This window comes from Micromonospora arida, assembly GCF_003857035.1.
In the GTDB taxonomy this organism is placed as follows: domain Bacteria; phylum Actinomycetota; class Actinomycetes; order Mycobacteriales; family Micromonosporaceae; genus Micromonospora; species Micromonospora arida.
The window spans coordinates 1-15,922 of record NZ_QGSY01000290.1; the positions used below are offsets into that span (position 1 = coordinate 1).

Genomic DNA, 15,922 nt, shown 5'->3' on the forward strand with positions numbered 1-15,922 from the left:
AGATGTGTATAAGAGCCAGGGCGGTGAGCGGCGGGCTGCTGGTGGCCGGCACGACGTCCGACGCCGGCAAGAGCGTGCTCACCGCCGGCATCTGTCGTTGGCTGCACCGGCAGGGCGTGAAGGTGGCGCCGTACAAGGCGCAGAACATGTCGAACAACTCGGCGGTGGTCGTCGGGCCGGACGGGCGCGGCGGCGAGATCGGGCGCGCCCAGGCCATGCAGGCCGCGGCGTGCGGGCTCGCACCCGACCTGCGGTTCAACCCGGTTCTGCTCAAGCCGGGCAGCGACCTGGCCAGTCAGGTGGTGCTGCTGGGCGAGGCGGTCGACACGATCACCGCCGGCACCTTCCGGCAGCTGCGTCCCCGGCTCGCCGAGACCGCTTACGCCGCACTGGCCGAGCTGCGCGAGACGTACGACGTGGTGATCTGCGAGGGCGCCGGCAGCCCCGCCGAGATCAACCTGCGGGCCGGTGACTACGTCAACATGGGCCTGGCCCGGCACGCCAACCTGCCCACCATCGTCGTCGGCGACATCGACCGGGGCGGTGTCTTCGCCTCGATGTTCGGCACCGTGGCACTGCTCGACCCGGCCGACCAGGCGCTGATCGCCGGCTTCGTGATCAACAAGTTCCGGGGCGACCTCGGGCTGCTCCAGCCGGGTCTGGACATGCTGCGTCAGGTCACCGGCCGCCCCACCTACGGGGTGCTGCCCTGGGCACTGGACCTGTGGCTCGACGCGGAGGACTCACTCGCCTACGGCCGGGTGCTCGGCCGACCCGCCGCCCCGCACGGCAGCGAATGGCTGGACGTGGCCGTCGTCCGCCTACCCCGGATCAGCAACGCCACCGACGTGGAGGCGCTCGCCACCGAGCCGGGCGTCCGCGTACGCCTCACCATCGAACCGGCCGAACTGGCCGCCGCCGACCTGGTCGTCCTGCCCGGCTCCAAGTCCACCGTCGCCGACCTCGACTGGCTGCGCGAAACCGGTCTCGCCGACGCGGTGGCCACCCATGTGGCGGCCGGCAAACCCCTGCTCGGCCTCTGCGGCGGTTTCCAGATGCTCGGCCGCGCCATCCACGATCCGGTGGAGAGCCGGCAGGGCAGCGTGCCGGGGCTCGGTCTGCTGCCCATCGACATCACCTTCGATCCGCGCAAGACCGTCCGGCAGTCGGTGGGCACCGGCCACGGTGGCCTGCCGGTGCGGGGCTACGAGATCCATCACGGGTATGTCTCACAGGCCGACCCGAGCCTGACCCCGCTGCTGACCAGCGACGGCGGTGTCGGAGAGGGCGCCGTGCTCGGCGTGGTGCACGGCACGCACTGGCACGGGGCGTTCGAGTCCGACGAGTTCCGCCGGTGGTTCCTCACCGAGGCGGCTCGCCTCGCCGGCCGCAGCGGGTTCCGGGTCGCACCGGCCACCAGCTTCGCCGCCGCCCGGGAGCGCTCACTCGACCTGCTCGGCGACCTGGTCGAGGAACACCTGGACACCGATGCTCTCTGGCGTCTCATCGACGCCGGCCCACCCACCGACCTCCCCTTCATCCCACCCGGCGCACCGTCCTGACCCTCGTGGCTGGTCCGCCGTCCTGGCTGGTCCGCCGTCCTGGCTGGTCCGCCGTCCTGGCTGGTCCACCGTCCCATGCGGAGCGGGGCCCGGGGCCGCGCCCCGGGGCCGCGAGGCGCGCCCTCGAGCCGGTCGCCAGTCGGTCGCCGGTCAGGGGCTCGCCGAGCGTCGCCACTCCCGCATGATCGTGCTCGATCGTTGTTGTAGTGGCCTCGCCCGCGCGAGGAGGGGCCTGTTTCCTGGATCGAGTGCGATCTTGCGCAGACCGACCGCTCGGGATGGAACCTGAAGGGCAAGGCCGAGGAGTCAGGGGCGGATGTCGGCGGGACGGTCGGTGGTGGGCAGACCCGCGGCGAGCCAGGCGTCCACGCCGCCGATCATGTCGGTGGCGCGGCGCAGCCCGAGGGTCTGCAGGCTGGCGGCGGCCAGGCTGGAGCTGTAACCCTGTCGGCACGCCAGGATGATCTCCCGGTCGTACCCGGTCGCTTCCGGGATCCGCCAGGCGCTGGCCGGATCGAGGCGCCACTCCAGTACGGTCCGGTCGATGACGACCGCGCCCGGCAGGTCGCCCTGTTCGCGGCGCTGTAGGTCGGTGCGGGTGTCGACCAGCAACGCGCCACCGCGGACCGCCTCGACGGTCTGCTGCGGAGTCAGTCGGTGCAGCCCGGCGCGGGCCTGTTCGAGTAGGGCGTCTATACCGGGGCTCATTACGTCTCGGAGCACCACCCGATCATGCCGATTCGGTGGCACCCCGGGCGGCGAACGGGCCGCCCGTCACCCGTCGCCGCACCAATTCCCCCGGACGTGACGGTGGCCGGCCAGGGCGGTCAGCCGGACGGGTCAACGTGGCCCACCCTGGCCCCCCGATCGGCATGATCGACACGGTCACCGACAACGGTGGTCCCGCCGACCGGGACTTCGATGAACCCGAGTCGATCACCCTGCCCACCAGCGGTGGCGGCATACTTCGGTCATGCACCACGGGAGGCTGCGCTGAACCCGGGAACTGGCCGACCGACCGTGGCGGTTGTCGAGGCGTACGCCGAATTGGCTCGTCGGGTGCTCGCGGGCCCGGCGCGGTTGGGGCGGACCCGGCTGGTCGCGGTCGACGGGCCGAGCGGCGCGGGTAAGAGCCGGTTCGCCGCGCAGCTCGCGGATGCCCTGGCCGGGCCGCTCCGCGGCCGCCCGCCGGTGGTGCACACCGACGACCTGCTCGACGGGTGGGACGACCAGGTCACCTTCTGGCCCCGGCTCGAGGAGGAGGTGCTCGCTCCGCTGCGCGACGGGGAGCCGGGAGCCTACCGGCGGTACAGCTGGGTCCGGCAGTGTTTTCTGCCCCGACCGGTTCCGGTTCCGGTGGCTCCGGTGCTGGTGGTCGAGGGGGTCAGCGCCGCCCGGGCGGTCGTCCGGCCGGAGCTGACGCTGGCCGTGTTCGTCACCGCGCCCGCGTCGCTGCGGCTGGCTCGCGCGGTCGCCCGGGACGGGCCGGAGATCCTGCCCGAGCTGCGCCGCTGGCATGACGGGGAGCGGGCGCACTTCGCCGTCGACGAGACCGCGACCCACGCCGACCTGGTGGTGGATGGCGCGCCGACACTGCCGTACGACGCGGACCGGTACTACGTGCGGCTTCGCTGAGCGGGGCATGGACGTGGGCCACGGTCTGCGGCACGATGCGGAGAGCTACGGCGAACGGGGAGCCACCATGACGGCAGCGGACGCGCCAGCGCGGCGTCGGATCACCCTCAGCGGCATCAGCTCGCGGGCCTGGGAGCATCCGGCCGACCGGGGTGCCCTGGTCGCGCTGCGCGAGCTGCGCGGTTTCGACGACGTGGTGCGGGCGTTCTTCGGGATGTGGAACGAGCGGGGGTTCCGGCTGTCCGTGCTGGCCTCCGGCATCCGGGTCGACCACCGGCAGTACCCGGCGGTGTGGCAGCGCTACACCGAGGCCGCGGCGGCGCTCGACGTGGCCGAACTGCCCGAGCTGTACGTGACCCAGTCGCCCTGGTTGGGCGCCGAGGCGGTCGGGCTGGAGCGACCGTTCATCGTTCTGAACTCCGCCTGCGTGCAGCAACTCGACGAGGACGAGCTGCGCTGCCTGCTCGGCCACGAGTTGGGGCACGTGGGCAGCGGGCACGCGGTCTACAAGACCATGCTCATGATCCTCACCCGGTGGGCGGCCAACCTGAGTTGGTTGCCGGTCGGCGCGATCGCGCTGCGCGCCATCATCGCGGCGATGCTGGAGTGGTGGCGCAAGGCGGAACTCTCCGCCGACCGGGCCGGCCTGCTCGCCGGGCAGGACCCGGCCGCCGCGCTGCGGCTGCTGATGAAGCTCGCGGGCGGCGGTGACCTGTCCCAGGTCGACACCACCGCCTTTCTGGAGCAGGCCGCCGAGTACTCCGGTGGCGGCGACCTGCGCGACAGCCTGCACAAGATCAGGATGACCGCGTGGAGCACCCACCCGGTGCCGGTGGCGCGGGCGGCGTCGCTGCGCCAGTGGATCGACTCCGGGGCGTACGGGCAGGTGCTGGCCGGGGACTATCCCCGCCGCGAGGACGACAGCGCGACAAGCGTCTCGGAGGAGATCAAGGCGGCGGCCGAGTCGTACCGGGAGGAGTTCAGCCGGTCCACCGACCCACTGGTCGGGTTGCTGCGCCGGCTCGGCGACGGCGCGAGCGACGTCGGCGAGTGGGTGGGGGGCACCGCCGGTCGGGCCCGTTCCTGGATGGACGCCGCCACCGAGGCGGCAGGCCGTGCACACCGCGCCGGGCGGGCCGCACCGGGCGCGCGGGCCGGCGCCGGCCCTGCGGACAGCGGTGACGGTACGGGCTCCGCCGGCACGCCCCGGTAAGGCCGGCATACGATGCCGGTCATGACCTCACCGATCATGTCCGAGTCCGAGGTGCGGGCCGCCGTCGAGCGGGAGATGCCCGGCGTCCGGGCCGACCTGGAGCGCCTCGTCCGCATCCCCGGCATCGCCTTCGAGGGCTTCGACCACTCGCACGTGGAACGCTCCGCCGAGGCGGTCGCCGAGCTGCTGCGCGGCTGTGGCCTGGACGTCGACATCGTGCGATCCGGCGGCCAGCCGGCGGTGATCGGCCGTCGGGCCGCCCCGCCCGGCGCGCCCACCGTGCTGCTCTACGCCCACCACGACGTCCAGCCGGTCGGCGACCGGTCGCTGTGGGAGTCCGACCCGTTCGAGCCGGTGGAACGGGACGGCCGGCTCTTCGCCCGGGGCGCGGCCGACGACAAGGCCGGCATCATGGCGCACGTGGCGGCGCTGCGCGCGTACGGTGACGCGCTGCCGGTCGGCGTGGTGCTCTTCATCGAGGGTGAGGAGGAGTACGGCTCCGACTCGCTGGAGCAACTGCTGGCCGAGCACCGCGACGAGCTCACCTCCGACGTCATCGTGATCGCCGACTCCGGCAACTGGGACATCGGCGTACCGGCGTTGACCACCTCGCTGCGGGGCATCGTCAACTGCTTCGTCGAGGTGCGCACGCTGGACCACGCGGTGCACAGCGGCATGTTCGGCGGCGCCGTGCCGGACGCGCTCACCGCGCTGGTCCGGCTGTTGGCGACGCTGCACGACGACGCCGGTGACGTGGCCGTGGACGGCCTCGTCGGCCGGGAGGGCGCCACCGTCGACTACCCGGAGGACCGGGTCCGGGCGGAGGCGGGGCTCGCCGAGGGCGTGCAGTTCATCGGCACCGGCCGGATCACCGACCGGCTCTGGACCAAGCCGGCGCTGGCCATCCTCGGTGTCGACGCGCCGTCCACCGGCGAGGCGCCGAACGCCCTGGTCCCGGCCGCGAAGGCGAAGCTCAGCGTCCGCCTCGCCCCGGGCGACGACCCCAAGCGGGCGTACGCGGCGCTGCGCGCGCACCTGGAGCAGCACGCGCCGTGGGGTGCGCAGGTGACGGTCACCTTCGAACACGACGGCGACCCGTGCGTGATCGAGGCGTCCGGGCCGATGTTCGACGCCGCCCGTTCGGCCTTCCGGACCGCCTGGGACGGCACCGCCCCGGTTGACATCGGCGTCGGCGGCTCGATTCCGTTCATCGCCACCTTCCAGGAGATGTTCCCGAAGGCGGCGATCCTGGTGACCGGTGTGGAGGACCCGCACGCCCGCGCGCACGGCCCGAACGAGAGTCTGCACCTGGGGGAGTTCGCCCGGGTCTGCCTCGCCGAGGCGCTGCTCATGCGCAACGTGGCGGCGGTCGGCGGTTAGGTGTCAGAACGGCAACTTTGGGCCTGATCTGCGAGTTTACGGCGTGTCGAATGGTCGGCTGTTATAGCCTTTCGTACATGAGTACGAACGAGGTGATGGCCCGGTTGGGGGCCGCTGTCAGCGCGCTGGGAGATGTCGACGTCTCCGCGTGGTCCGAGGACACGCTCAACGAACAGCTCGGTGAGCTCTCCGCCGCACTGGTCGCCCTCGACTCGGTGCTCTCCCGGGTCGCCGGCGAGGTCCGCGCCCGAGGGCTGCGCATCGAGGAACCCGTCTCCGCTTAGGGCCGGTTTCATGAGGACTGGCCGGCCCGCGGCGGGCCGTCCGGACTCCGCCTCGACCCGACCGCCCTCATGAAACCGGCCCTGATCCGTCGTCCGCGTGAGTGGGCGGCACCCTGCCGACACCGCCCGGGCACGGCAATGCCCGGGCGGTGTCGGAGGTGACTGGCAGGATGAGCTGCGTGCGGTTCCTCGATCTGGCAGCCACTTCCGCCGCCGTCGGCGCCACCAGCGGCCGGCGGGCCAAGGTGGAGCTGCTCGCTGACGCGCTGCGCCGGCTCGACCCCGGCGAGGTCGAGCCCGGCGCCGGCTATCTCGCCGGTGAGCTGCGCCAACGGCAGACCGGGGTCGGCTACGCGAGCCTGCGTGACCTGCCGCCACCGGCCGCCGAGCCGACGTTGACGGTCGCCGCCGTGGACGCGGCCATCGCGCAGATCGCCGCGGTGCACGGCTCGGGCTCACAGGCTCGGCGTCGGGCGCTGCTCGGTGCCCTCTACGCGGCGGCGACGGCCGACGAGCAGCGGCTCCTCACCGGCCTGTTCAGTGGCGAGCTACGGCAGGGCGCCCAGGCCGGGCTCCTCGCGGACGCGGTGGCCCGGGCCGCCGAGGTTCCGGTGGCGGCGGTCCGCCGGGCACTGTTGCTCGCCGGTGATCTCCGGGCCGTGGCGGTGGCCGCGCTGGCCGGAGGGGCCGCCGAGTTGGCCGGGTTCGGTCTACAGGTCGGCCGCCCGCTGGCGCCGATGCTCGCGCAGAGCGCCCCCTCGGTCGACGAGGCGCTCGCCGCGACCGGCACGCCGGCGGTGGTCGACGTGAAGCTCGACGGCATCCGCATCCAGGTGCACCGCTCCGGCGCCGACATCGCCGTGTTCACCCGCAGCCTCGACGAGATCACCACCCGGGTGCCCGAGGTGGTCGCCGCGGTCCGTGCCCTGCCGGCCCGGGATCTGGTCCTCGACGGCGAGGCGATCGGCCTGGACGAGACCGGCCGCCCACTGCCGTTCCAGCAGACGTCGAGCCGGGCCGCCCGACGCACCACCCCCAGCACCACCGGGCGCACACCGGTCGCCCCGGCGGTGCTCGCGGCGGCCGCCAGCACGGGCGCGACGGTGCTCACCCCGTACTTCTTCGACCTGCTGCACCTCGACGGCCAGGATCTGATCGACCTTCCCGGCCGGGAACGGTGGGCCGCCCTCGCCGGTTCGGTGGATTCGTCGCTGCTGGTCGGCCGGATGGAGGTCGACGGCCCGGAGCAGGCCGCCGCCGCGTTCGCCGCCGCGCTCGACGCCGGGCAGGAGGGCGTGGTGGTCAAGGCGCCGGACGCCCCCTACGACGCCGGCCGGCGCGGTGCCGCCTGGGTCAAGGTGAAACCACGACACACCCTCGACCTGGTGGTGCTCGCCGTCGAGTGGGGCAGCGGCCGGCGCAAGGGCTGGCTGTCCAACCTTCATCTGGGTGCGCGTGACGCGCGCACCGGTGACTTCGTCATGCTCGGCAAGACGTTCAAGGGGCTCACCGACGAGTTGCTGCGGTGGCAGACCGAGCGGTTCCTCGACCTCGCCGTGGAACGCGGCGACTGGGTGGTCCGGGTCCGGCCCGAGCAGGTGGTGGAGATCGCCTTCGACGGGGTGCAGACGAGTTCGCGCTATCCCGGTGGGATGGCACTGCGGTTCGCCCGGGTGGTGCGCTATCGCGACGACAAGTCCGCCGCGGAGGCGGACACCATCGACGCGGTCCGTGCCATCCACGCCGGTCGCATGACTGGCTGATCGGGCGAGGTCAGGCGGAAGCGGTCGGCGTCGGCTCGGCGGCCCGGTCCAGCGGCGCAGGGGTGGTGCCGATGCCGGCGGCCCGGCGGGCCTCCCGACGGGCCACCCAGCCGTAGCCGAAGAGGGCCATCACCGCGAACAGCCACCACTGCACGACGTAGCCGAAGTTCTGCCAGTTGTTGGCGTGCCCGACCGGCACCGCCTTGAACGCCGGATCGGCTGCCGGGGTCTGCTCGTCGAGCAGCAGATACGCACCGTAGACCGGGTAGGGAAGCTCGCCGGCCAGCCGCGACACCCCGATCCGCCGGATCTCCAGCAGCCCGTCGCGTCTGGCCACCGCGCCGGCGCCGCTCTCGGTCTCGTGCACCCGGCCCACCACCGTCACGTCGCCGGTCGGCGCGGCCGGCACCGACGGCTGGGCGGTCGCCCCACCGGGCGCCGGCGGGATCCAGCCCCGGTCCACCAGCACCGCAGTGCCGTCAGCGAGCACCAGCGGCGTGAGCACCTCGAAACCGACCCGGCTGTCCACCGTCCGGCCACGGACCAGCACGGTGTTCGTGGGGTCGTACCGGCCGGTGACGGTGACCCGGGTCCAGACCTTGTCCTCGGCGGGGGCCGGACCGGCCGTCCCCGCGCCGCCGGCGGGAGCACGCAGCGCGTCGGCGAGCGGCACGGGAGCCATCCGCTGGCCCGCGTCGATCCGCTCGTTGACCTCGGTGCGCCCCCGGTAGCGATCCAGCTGCCAGTTGCCGAGGAACACCATGACGGCGGCCGCGACCAGGGTCAGCGCGAGAGCGCCCAGCCAGCGTGGGCTCAGCAGGAACCGGTACACGGCACCGAGGCTACTCGTATGACCGGCGCCACTGACCTGGACCGGCCGGACCGAGGGCCGGGCCGACGTCCTGGGGCACTGTCAGGGCCGGGCCCCCACCCCGGTTGGCGGTGCTCGCGCCTCCAGCCGGGCGGGTATCGTCACGCCGACGGATCGGCCTTGGTCGTCCCGTCGCGTACCCGCCGCCGCTCGCGAGGAGTCGATGATGACCGTCGTGCCGCGCCTGGTGCTCAGCGCGCCGTCCTCCGGACACGGAAAGAACGCGCTGGCGATCGGGCTGCTCGCCGCCCTGGCCGAGCGAGGGGTCGACGTCGCCGGATTCAAGCTCGGGCCGGACCACGTCGACGCCGCCTACCTCGGCCTCGCCTCCGGTCGGCCGGGTCGGGTGATCGACCCCCGACTCGTCGGCCTCGACCGGCTCGCCCCGCTGGTGGCGCACGGTGCCGCCGGTGCCGGGCTGGCCGTGGTGCAGGGCAGCATGGGGCTGTACGACTCGGTCGGTGGCCGTCCCGAGCAGGAGTCCACGGCCGCCGCGGCCGCCGCGCTGCGCAGCCCGGTGGTGCTCGTTGTCGACGTGGCCGCGATGGGTCAGTCGGTGGCCGCCCTGGTGCACGGTTTCCGCTCGTACGACGAGCAGTTGTGGCTCGGCGGGGTGATCCTCAACCGGGTGGCGTCGTCGCGACACGAGGGGATGCTGCGCGAGGCGTTGGACGACGTGGGGGTGCCGGTCTACGGCGCGCTGCGTCGACAGGACCTGCCGGCGGTGCTGCCGTCGCGGCGGCACGGGGTGGCACCGGTGGTCGACGACTCGGCCGACGCCGCCCGTGCGGTCCGCCGGCTGGGCGAGGCCGTCGCCGCCACTGTCGACCTGGAACGACTGCTCGGGCTTGCCCGCTCCGCCCCGCCGCTCCCGGCGCCGGCCTGGTCTCCCGAGGAGGCCCTCGGCACGTTCACACCCCCGGCGAACCGCCCACTGGTGGCGGTGGCCGGTGGGCCGGGCGGCAGCTTCAGCCACCCGGAGACCACCGAGTTGCTCCGGGCCGCCGGCGCCGAGGTCGTCGTCGTCGACCCGCTGCGCGACGAGGCGCTGCCGGTCGGCACCCGCGCGCTGGTCGTCGGCGGCGCGCTGCCCGAGGCGTACGCCGAGCAGTTGTCGGCCAACCGGCGGCTCTGCATCGCGGTGGCCGAGTTGGCGCGGACCGGGCGGCCGGTCGTCGCCGAGGGCGCTGGGCTGCTCTGGCTGGCCCGGGAACTGGACGGGCTGCCGATGTGTGGTGTCCTGGACGCGGTCGGCGTCAGCCGCGACGGGGTGGTGGCCGGCTACCGGGAGGCGACCGCCCAGACCGACAGCGTTGTCGCCGCCACCGGCACGGTGCTGGTCGGGCACAAGGCACACCGTGCGGTGCTCACCCCCCGCGCTGGTCAGCGCCCAGCCTGGAGCTGGGACGGTGGCGCGCCGGAGGGCTTCGTCTGGCGCAACGTGCACGCCTCGCAGCTCACAGTGCACTGGGCGAGCCATCCGGCGACGGCGGCCCGGTTGGTCGCCGCGGCGGCGGCCGACCCGACGAGCGAGGTGGTACCCGCCCAGCCGGGCGAGGTGTCGGTGTGATCGGTCAGGTGGCGGTGCGGCGATTCCCGGCGTTGACCGTCTCCACCCCGCGTACCGAGGTTCGTCAGCTCACGGCGGCCGACGCGGCGGCGGCCGGGGAGATCTTCGCCGACAAGCTGACCCGGCGTTGGCTGCCGCTGCCCGACGACTCCGGCCCGATCGACGGGCTGGCCTGGTGCACGGATCTGGCCCGGCAGCGGCGTGACAGCGGGGAGGGCGACCACTACGCGGTGCTCCGGCGGGAGGACGACCAGGTGGTGGGCTCGCTGTGGACCCGGCGCACCGACTGGGGTGCCCGCCTCACCGAGATCTCCTACGCGATGGCGCCCCACGCGCGGGGTTTTGGCTTCGCCGCCGAGGCTGTCGACGCGGTGGCCATCGCGCTGATCCTGGAGCACGGCTTCCAGCGGGTCGAGCTGCGGGTGGCTCCCGGCAACCTGGCCTCGCGCCGGGTCGCCGAGAAGGCCGGGTTCAGCTATGAGGGTCTGCTGCGCAACGCCGGGTTCGTCAGCGGCGGCCGGGTGGACCTGGAGCTGTGGTCGTTCGTCGCCGCCGACCTGCGCTGAGCCGCGCCGGCTCCCGCCGACCTGCGCTGACTCTCGCGCCGGTCAGCCGACGATGGCGTCCGACGGTGGGGTGAACTGGCGGGTCGGGGTGCCCTTCAGGCCGTCGCGCAGGGCCTCCGAGACCGCCTTGATCGGGATTTGGGACTGCCCGTCACCGACCGCGTTGAACGGGTTGTCCGGGTCGGAGATGAAGCTCGCCGCCGCCAACTCCGGGGTGTAGCCCACGAACCAGGCCGACCGGGTGCTGTCGGTCGTACCGGTCTTGCCGGCCACCGGGCGTCCGACGGTGCCTCGCACGCTGTCGGCGGTGGACCATCCGCCGCAGCTGCCGCGCGCCGGGGTGTCTCCGGTCGGGCAGCGGGCCGCGTCGGTGGCCGCCCGCGCGGCGTCCGCGCTCACCACCTGCCGGCAGCGCGGCTTGGCCACCTCGCGGTGCAGACCGCCCGGAGTGGCGTAGGTGGCGGGCGTGCCGTCCCGGTTCATGATCGCTTGCACCGGGATGGCCTCGCAGTAGCGGCCGTCGGCCGCGATGGCGGCGTACGCGTTCGCCATCTCCAGCGGGGTGGCGTCGGAGACGCCCAGGGTGAACGCACCCCACTTCTTCGCCTTGGCCGGGGACGCCTGTTCCCGGTCGACGTCGGTGCGCCACCGCAGCCCGAGCTGTTCGGCCAACCGGACCGCCCGGTCAGCGCCGACCTTCTCCTCCAGCCACACGAAGTACGTGTTGACCGATTTGCCGAAGCCGGACCACATGGTCTGCTGGCCGGTCATGGCGCCGCTGGCGTTGGAGGGCGCCCAGCCGTCGTACACGGCCGACTTGTAGCGGTAGGGCGCGTTGAACGAGGTGGAGAGGGTCATCCCGGAGTCCAGCGCGGCCAACATCGGAAACATCTTGAACGTCGACCCGGCCTGGTAGCCGGCCAGGTCACCGCCGCCGAGCAGCGGTGCCACAGTGTTCGGGTAGTTGGCCTTCACCTTCGGCCCGGCCTCGGGGTTGGAGCTCTGCGGGTTGTCGGCCAGGTCCAGCGAGTACGTCCGGTTCACCGCCATGGCCTTCACCCGCCCGGTGCCCGGCTCGGAGAGCACGATGCCGTTGGCGAACGGGCTGCCGGTGGCTTCCTTGGTGCCGACGCTCCTTTCCGCCGCCTCCTGGATCTTCGGGTCGAGGCTGAGCACGATCCGGTAGCCGCCCCGGCGCAGGTTGTCCATCCGTTCCAGCCGGTTCGCCCCGAACGCGGGCTGTGCGCTCCACCAGTTCTTCAGGTAGTCGCAGGCGAAGCCCCAGCTGTTGTACTTCTCGGCCACCGCGGCGCAGTCGTGCGGTGGGGTGGTCAGCTTGAGCCGGATGGGCTCGGACTTGGCGGCGGCGGCCGAGTCGGGGGAGAGGTAGCCGAGTTGGCTCATCCGGTCCAGCACGTAGTTGCGCCGCCCGGTGGCCTCCTTCTGGTCGGAGTCGGCCGGGTCGTACTCGGAGGGGGACTTGACCAGTCCGGCGAGGGTGGCGGCCTCGACCGGGGTGAGGTCCTTCGGAGTCTTGGAGAAGAAGATCTCGCTGGCCGCGTAGATGCCGTACGCCCGGTGCCCGAAGTACGCCGAGTTCAGGTAGCGCTCCATGATCTCTTCCTTGCTGATCTCCTTCTCCAGGTCCAGCGCCATCCGCATCTCCTTGACCTTGCGCAGGCTGGTCTGCTGGGTGGCTTCCTGGACCTCCTTGGGCGTCGTCGCGCTGTCCCGCAGGGCCATCCGGACGTACTGCATGGTCAGCGTCGAGGCGCCCTGGGAGCCGCCGGAGCGGGCGTTCGAGACGAAGGCCCGGGCCACGCCCTTCGGGTCGACGCCGTGGTGCTGGTAGAAGCGGGAGTCCTCGGCGGCCACGATCGCCTGCTGAATGTTCGGCGACATGTCCGACAGCTTGGTGTACTGCCGGTACTCCTCGTAGAACATGGTCAGCACGGTCTTGCCGTCCGGGCCGTAGACGTACGAGGTCTCGGCGGGCAGGGCGGTCTTCAGCACCCGGGTCTTCTGGTCCACGGCGTGCGCAGTGGCTTTCGCACCGAGCCCGGTGAGGGCGACCAGTGGATAGGCGGCGGCGGCGATCACGATTCCGGCGATCAGTCCGGCGCGGAGGAGAGGGACGAGACGACCAGCGGCAGCAAGGGGTCGGTTGCTCACCTGGTCAAGTTATGACATTTCCGATTCGTACATGAGAAGAACTCTTAAACCGGTGAGTGGTGACGCGGCTTACGCCGGGATCGACTGTCCCACCGGCCACCTTCCCGGCAGGATCGCGGACATGTCTGATCAGCCGAGCGCTGTCGCCCCACCAACCGGGGTCGAGCCGGACCTCGCCCACCACGGCGACGCGGAGGCCACAGCCGGCCTGATCGACCTCGCCGTCAACGTCCGTCGGGCGCGGCCTCCCGCCTGGCTGGCCGACCCGATCGCCGCGACCCTGACCGACCTGGCCCGGTATCCGGACCCGGCGCCGGCCCGGGCGGCCGTCGCCGCCCGACACCGCCGTCACCCGAACGAGGTGCTGCTCACCGCCGGCGCCGCCGAGGGCTTCGTGCTGATCGCCCAGGCGCTGCGCGGCGTGCGCCGCCCCGTCGTGGTGCACCCCCAGTTCACCGAGCCGGAGGCGGCGCTGCGGGCCGCCGGACACCCGGTCGAGCGGGTGCTGCTCGACGCCTCCGACGATTTCCGGCTCGACCCGTCCCGGGTGCCCGCCGAGGCCGACCTCGTGATGATCGGCAACCCGACGAACCCGACCTCGGTGCTGCACCCCGCCCAGACCGTGGCCGCGCTGGCCCGCCCCGGCCGGGTGCTGGTGGTCGACGAGGCGTTCGCCGACACCACCATCGCCACCGGGCACCCCGGCGAACCGGAGTCGCTGGCCGATCGCCGCGACCTGCCCGGCCTGCTCGTGGTGCGCAGCCTCACCAAGACGTGGGGCCTGGCCGGCCTGCGGATCGGCTATCTGCTCGGCGCCCCCGAGCTGCTGTCCCGGCTGGCCGCCGTCCAGCCGCTCTGGGCCGTCTCCACGCCCGCGCTGGCGGCCGCGTCGGCCTGCGCCAGCGCCGTCGCGGTCCAGGCCGAACGCGCGATCGCCGCCGACCTCGCCGCCGACCGCGAGCACCTGGTCGCGCGCCTCACCGAACTGCCCGGTGTACGCGTCGTCGGCCGTCCCGCCAGCGCGTTCGTCCTGCTGCACCTGCCGGGCGCGACAGCGATCCGGGCCGCCCTGCGCGAGCGCGGCTGGGCGGTGCGCCGAGGCGACACGTTCCCCGGCCTCGGCCCGGACTGGCTGCGGGTGGCGGTACGCGACCGAAACACCACCGACGCGTTCATCGACGTGCTGCGCGAGACCATGGAGGCATGATGCTGGAGACCACGATCGCGGCAATCCGCGCGGCGGACGAAGCGGCCATGGCCGCCGCCCGGGAGCTGCAGGGCCGGCTGACCAAACCGGCGGGATCGCTGGGCGCGCTGGAGGAACTTTCGGTACGCCTCGCCGGCCTGGCCGGAATCTGCCCACCACCGCTGCCCGAGTCGGCCGCGGTGGCGATCTTCGCCGGCGACCACGGGGTGCACGCCCAGGGGGTCAGCCCCTGGCCGCAGGAGGTCACCGCGCAGATGATCGGCAATTTCCTGGCCGGTGGAGCGGTGGTCAACGCGTTCGCCCGGCAGGCCGGCGCCTCGGTCACAGTTGTCGACGTCGGCGTGGCCACCCCGCTGCCCACCGAACCGGCCGCCGACCCGGCTGTGCTCGACCCGGCTGTGCTCGACCCGGCTGTGCTCGACCCGGCCGTGCTCGACCCGGCCGTGCCCCGACTGGTTGTCGCGTCCGTCCGCCGGGGCACCCGCGACCTCACCGTGACCGCCGCGCTGACCCGGGACGAGGCGCTGGCGGCGGTGCAGACCGGCATCCGGATCGCCGACGAGCTGATCGACGCCGGTGCCGGCATCCTGCTCACCGGGGACATGGGCATCGGCAACACCACCCCGGCCGCCGTGCTGATCGCCGCGTTCACCGGCGCCGACCCGCTCGACACCACCGGTCGGGGCACCGGGGTCGACGACCCGACGTACGCGCGCAAGGTGGCGGTGGTGCGGGCCGCGCTGGCCCGGCACACCCCCGACCCGGCCGACCCGCTGGGGGTGCTGGCCGCCGTCGGTGGTCTGGAGCACGCCGCCCTGGCCGGGCTGATCCTGGGGGCCGCAGCACGCCGCACGCCGGTGCTGCTGGACGGCGTGATCGCGGTCTCAGCCGCGCTCGCCGCCGCCGCGTTCGCCCCGGCGGCAGTCGGCGCCATGGTCGCCGGCCACCGCTCGGCCGAGCCCGGTGCCACAGTCGCGCTGCGCCACCTCGGCCTCGACCCGCTGATCGACCTGGGGTTGCGCCTCGGCGAGGGCACCGGCGCGCTGCTGGCTCTGCCCGTGGTCACCGGCGCGGTCCGGGTGCTGCACGAGGTGGCCACCTTCGACTCCGCCGGGGTGGCCGAGAAGTGAGCACGTGCAGCGAACGAGCCGTCCGCGTCGGTGGTGCGGCGTGACCTCCAATCCGTACCCCCTGGGTCTGCGGCTGCACGGGCGGCGGGTGGTCGTGGTGGGTGGCGGTGCGGTCGCCACCCGGCGCGTACCCGCGCTGCTGGACGCCGGTGCGGACGTCCTGCTGGTGGCCCCGGAGCTGACCCCGGCGCTGCGCGCCCAGGCCGACGCGGGTCGGCTGCACTGGGTGCCGCGCCGGTTCGTGCCCGAGGACCTGGACGGCGCCTGGCTGGTCCAGGTCGCTGTCGACGACTCGATGGCGGCGGCCTCGGTGAGCGCCGTCGCCGCCGAGCGGCGGATCTTCTGCGTCCGGGCCGACGACCGGACGGCCGCCACCGCCTGGACCCCGGCGGTGACCCGGCACGGCCCGGTCACCGTGGCGGTGCTCGGCGGTGGCGACCCGCGTCGGGCGATGACCGTCCGCGACGCGATCCGCGACCTGCTCGCCGTCCGCCTGGCACCGGACGGGAGCGCTGGCCGGCCCGACGCTTCCAGTGGGACGGCCGGCGGGCGGCAGGCCGGGCGGGTGG

14 protein-coding genes are annotated in these 15,922 nt (G+C 73.5%); 11 read left to right on the top strand and 3 right to left on the bottom strand.

The window, feature by feature from the left end; translation table 11 throughout:
• The first annotated feature begins 2 nt into the window (after window positions 1-2).
• Window positions 3-1,562 carry a cobyric acid synthase gene (locus DLJ58_RS29380; RefSeq protein ID WP_124861190.1) on the top strand — a complete coding sequence of 520 codons (1,560 nt, stop codon included), beginning with the start codon at window positions 3-5 and terminating at the stop codon, window positions 1,560-1,562.
• 306 nt (window positions 1,563-1,868) lie between these two features.
• Here the strand turns inward: DLJ58_RS29380 and DLJ58_RS29385 are convergent, their stop codons facing one another.
• Window positions 1,869-2,270, bottom strand: a complete 402-nt coding sequence (locus DLJ58_RS29385) for a rhodanese-like domain-containing protein (protein ID WP_124861209.1) — start codon at window positions 2,268-2,270, stop codon at window positions 1,869-1,871.
• 213 nt (window positions 2,271-2,483) lie between these two features.
• Here DLJ58_RS29385 and DLJ58_RS29390 point away from each other — a divergent pair, with 213 nt between their 5' ends.
• The 5 genes from DLJ58_RS29390 to DLJ58_RS29410 all read left to right on the top strand — a co-directional run bounded on the left by DLJ58_RS29390 (window position 2,484) and on the right by DLJ58_RS29410 (window position 7,837).
• Window positions 2,484-3,197 (top strand): uridine kinase family protein, encoded by a 714-nt coding sequence (locus tag DLJ58_RS29390; protein ID WP_425271356.1) that lies wholly within the window; start codon window positions 2,484-2,486, stop codon window positions 3,195-3,197.
• A 67-nt stretch (window positions 3,198-3,264) separates the two neighbouring features.
• Window positions 3,265-4,410 carry a M48 family metallopeptidase gene (locus DLJ58_RS29395; RefSeq protein WP_124861194.1) on the top strand — a complete coding sequence of 382 codons (1,146 nt, stop codon included), beginning with the start codon at window positions 3,265-3,267 and terminating at the stop codon, window positions 4,408-4,410.
• A gap of 36 nt (window positions 4,411-4,446) precedes the next feature.
• Window positions 4,447-5,790 carry a dipeptidase gene (locus DLJ58_RS29400; protein WP_208741406.1) on the top strand — a complete coding sequence of 448 codons (1,344 nt, stop codon included), beginning with the start codon at window positions 4,447-4,449 and terminating at the stop codon, window positions 5,788-5,790.
• Window positions 5,791-5,867: 77 nt separating this feature from the next.
• A complete protein-coding gene (locus DLJ58_RS29405; protein ID WP_030333429.1) occupies window positions 5,868-6,074 on the top strand; it encodes a hypothetical protein in 207 nt (68 codons plus the stop codon).
• Window positions 6,075-6,244: 170 nt separating this feature from the next.
• Window positions 6,245-7,837 carry an ATP-dependent DNA ligase gene (locus DLJ58_RS29410; protein WP_244219187.1) on the top strand — a complete coding sequence of 531 codons (1,593 nt, stop codon included), beginning with the start codon at window positions 6,245-6,247 and terminating at the stop codon, window positions 7,835-7,837.
• A 10-nt stretch (window positions 7,838-7,847) separates the two neighbouring features.
• On the opposite strand, the gene DLJ58_RS29415 is transcribed toward DLJ58_RS29410, so the two are convergent.
• The gene (locus DLJ58_RS29415; protein WP_124861199.1) at window positions 7,848-8,669 is read right to left on the bottom strand and encodes an SURF1 family cytochrome oxidase biogenesis protein; all 822 of its coding nucleotides are present in this window, start codon (window positions 8,667-8,669) and stop codon (window positions 7,848-7,850) included.
• Between the two features lie 205 nt (window positions 8,670-8,874).
• Between DLJ58_RS29415 and DLJ58_RS29420 the strand changes: the two genes are divergently transcribed.
• Window positions 8,875-10,278: a cobyrinic acid a,c-diamide synthase CobB gene (locus DLJ58_RS29420; protein WP_124861201.1), complete on the top strand. Its 1,404-nt coding sequence runs from the start codon at window positions 8,875-8,877 to the stop codon at window positions 10,276-10,278.
• Entirely contained in the window at window positions 10,275-10,844 is a 570-nt protein-coding gene (locus DLJ58_RS29425) for a GNAT family N-acetyltransferase (RefSeq protein WP_124861203.1), read from the top strand. Before DLJ58_RS29420 ends, DLJ58_RS29425 begins: the two co-directional genes overlap by 4 nt.
• Window positions 10,845-10,886: 42 nt before the next feature.
• On the opposite strand, the gene DLJ58_RS29430 is transcribed toward DLJ58_RS29425, so the two are convergent.
• Window positions 10,887-13,016, bottom strand: coding sequence for a transglycosylase domain-containing protein (locus DLJ58_RS29430; protein ID WP_124861205.1), 2,130 nt, complete (start codon window positions 13,014-13,016; stop codon window positions 10,887-10,889).
• A 121-nt stretch (window positions 13,017-13,137) separates the two neighbouring features.
• Here DLJ58_RS29430 and cobC point away from each other — a divergent pair, with 121 nt between their 5' ends.
• The 3 genes from cobC to DLJ58_RS29445 form a co-directional block, all read left to right on the top strand.
• Complete coding sequence (gene cobC, locus DLJ58_RS29435; RefSeq protein ID WP_124861207.1) at window positions 13,138-14,223, top strand: Rv2231c family histidinol phosphate aminotransferase CobC; 1,086 nt, start codon at window positions 13,138-13,140, stop codon at window positions 14,221-14,223.
• On the top strand, window positions 14,223-15,353 hold the full coding sequence (locus tag DLJ58_RS29440) for a nicotinate-nucleotide--dimethylbenzimidazole phosphoribosyltransferase (protein ID WP_124861211.1): 1,131 nt from the start codon (window positions 14,223-14,225) through the stop codon (window positions 15,351-15,353). Before cobC ends, DLJ58_RS29440 begins: the two co-directional genes overlap by 1 nt.
• Before the next feature lie 40 nt (window positions 15,354-15,393).
• The coding region (locus DLJ58_RS29445; RefSeq protein ID WP_279635922.1) for a precorrin-2 dehydrogenase/sirohydrochlorin ferrochelatase family protein at window positions 15,394-15,922 on the top strand (529 nt) is incomplete at its 3' end.